Here is a 2,245-nt window from a genome sequence, read left to right as displayed (position 1 = left end):
AGAGTTAAAGCCGATGCGGTCGTATTTTTCATAGTCCAAAAACGCCGTTAACTCTTGCGTTAACAGCGTATTGACCGCTTTTTCAAGATGACTACGAAAAACTTCACCGATATTGCCATTTTGCGCTAGCGTTTGAATGATTTCTGTCGTAAACTTATCCATAGGAAGACCCTCTTTCTAGAATTGGTTGTGGTGACTTTATTCTACCAAGAATTGGGTCTTCTTTTTTTATGGATTTTTTTCATTTACACAAAATATTTTACGCTCTCGTATTAATTTTTATGAGATATTTATAATGAAAATAGATAATCTAACCTATATAATAATGAAACTTTTTTTGGATGACATCGTCAATTTCTTTACCTATAATCTCCAAATCGTTCTTCGAAATATTACATTCAACTAAAATTGTTTCTTTTTGAAGTTTATTAATCATAGATGATGGATTGGAATCAGTAATAATTATATCTATATCTTCATCTTTCTTAGAATCCAAATATTTATCCAGCTCAAATACACTAGCAATCGATATATTGATTTTGTTTGAAAAGTTAAGTTTTAAAATATTGATTGTATAATCATATAGTAAAGGCGACCTCGATGTTAAATACAATACATTTGCATTAGTAATCGTTGAAGATAATAAATATTCGGCTAAAAGAACTGTAAGCTTATATATAAAAGATTTAACCTCTCCATAAATCTTTTTTTTTGAAAATAATTGAAAAGTTTTTTCCACCTTATTGTAAAGCTTCTCATGTTTTTCAATTAACATATTATACATAGAACTATTAGGCGAATAATCAATATTATGCAATATACTTTTTAAGTATAAAATTTTAAATAAGTTAAACGATTTAAGCATAAAATTGTTTTGCTGGATAAGTGATGGCAAAGCTGGGAATTCGTTTTTTAGTAATGTAAAATATTCCATCATATTATCATATATAGCTTTATCTAAAGACGTTTGAGGGTCGTAAGTAAATGTAATCTCAACATATATCAAAGCTACGTACAAAAAAGCTCTTTCTTCATTTTGTAATTCTATCGTATATGATTCCTCTAAAAATTCAAAAAAGGGTTCTAATCGCATAAACTCTTCCTCTTTAAAAACATCCCGTGTGAAGTATCTACAAGATCCAGATACAATATGTCCTTTTTTTATACGGTCAATGGAAATGGTAAGCATCATTTTAAATGAGCTTATACCGTAGTTTGAAATATAAATATTGAAATTTGTGTATAAAAAATTGTGGATTATATTAGTCTTTTCGCTTATCCTTAAATTTTGAAAATGTACTGTTTCAAAAGAATTGTAAAGCATGTCAAATAGAAACAAACGAATAAAGCTCTCTGAACCCCCAATTTTATAAGGACCCCTTAAAAGTGTTAAATGAAACTTCTTCAATCTATTCTCTAAATTTTTTAATAGCTTCAAAGTTAAATTTTTGTTGCAATGGATTTCCTCACATAATGCTTCTAACGTTAAACCGCTACCTTCTATAAGTAAATTAAATAATTGCATATTTATGAAATGACTATCACTACAAAAAATGGCTGAAACTGAAGTGTGATGAGGTTTATTTAAGTATATTCCTTGACCTTTAACAATTTCAATATGCCAATCAGCAGGAATTAAAGTTTTTAATCTGTTCAACTCGTTTTGAATCGTTTTCATAGAGCAATTATTGAGTTTTGCTAAGCTTTCATATGTATGGTTAGACGTACTCTCTAACGTTTTAAGTATAGAGAAAGTCCGTGCTGGTATGGCAATTTGCTTTATCATCATGTTCCTCCTCTTAGATTATCAATATACCGTAATTATCATATCTAAATACCATCATTACTATATTTAATTCTATTTAAAAGCCCTTAGTTAAACAAGTATTAAATATTTTTATATAAAACATAAGGGAAATTATAGATGAATGCAGTTTAATAATAGTTACATCGACTTTTTTCTTTATATTTCGGAAAGATTTACAAAGTTTTAATAATGAAATGTATCATTTTAAAATTTTGTAAATATATTGATATAAAGTATTTACTATTATAGACGATTTGAGAGCGTAAAATATTTTGTGTAAATGAAAGAATCCATAAAAAAGAAGACCCAATTCTTAGTAGAATAAAGTCTCGACAACCAATTCTAGAAAGAGGGTCTTGTTTACGACAGAAATCATTCAAACGCTAGCGCAAAATGGCAATATCAGTGAGGTTTTTCGCAGTCATCTTGAAAAAGCAG

The 2,245-nt window shown here is 28.2% G+C and carries 1 protein-coding gene and 1 pseudogene; both read right to left on the bottom strand.

The genetic code is table 11. The features are described from left to right. Positions 1 to 162, bottom strand: a pseudogene (locus KMHG_RS19300) (IS256 family transposase); the annotation flags it as partial. Between the two features lie 148 nt (positions 163 to 310). Beyond that, on the bottom strand, positions 311 to 1,786 hold the full coding sequence (locus tag KMHG_RS13625; protein ID WP_010290320.1) for an AcpB/EbpR/MafR family transcriptional regulator: 1,476 nt from the start codon (positions 1,784 to 1,786) through the stop codon (positions 311 to 313). Positions 1,787 to 2,245: the final 459 nt, after the last annotated feature.

The sequence above is a fragment of the Kurthia massiliensis genome (assembly GCF_000285555.1).
In the GTDB taxonomy this organism is placed as follows: Bacteria; Bacillota; Bacilli; order Bacillales_A; family Planococcaceae; genus Kurthia; species Kurthia massiliensis.
This window is presented reverse-complemented; position numbering and strand designations above follow the sequence as displayed.

Coding starts and splice junctions, on each gene's coding strand:
- KMHG_RS13625 (WP_010290320.1), bottom strand. CDS start 1,786: ATGATAAAGCAAATTGCCATACCAGCACGGACTTTCTCTATACTTAAA.